General features: G+C 47.6%; 1 protein-coding gene. It reads left to right on the forward strand.

The genetic code is table 11. The annotated features are described in order from the left end of the window. The coding region (locus A3766_RS07850; RefSeq protein WP_304440943.1) for a lipid II flippase MurJ at positions 1-227 on the forward strand (227 nt) is incomplete at both ends.

A 227-nucleotide genomic window follows, 5' to 3' on the forward strand; every position in this document is an offset into this window, starting at 1 on the left:
CGCACTGAGCGAGAGGTCAGGCAGTTGGTTAACTCGGTTGCAGGTGTGTTGGGGCTGGTATTACTACTTATTACGGCTTTAGCGGTCATGGGCGCTCCATGGCTAACGGCTTTGTTTGCTCCGGGTTTTCTTGAGGATACAGAAAAATATAACCTTGCCAGCGATATGTTGAGGATAACCTTTCCCTATTTGCTGTTGATCTCTTTGACCGCTTTTGCTGGTTCAAT

The organism is Oleiphilus sp. HI0132, from assembly GCF_001635845.1.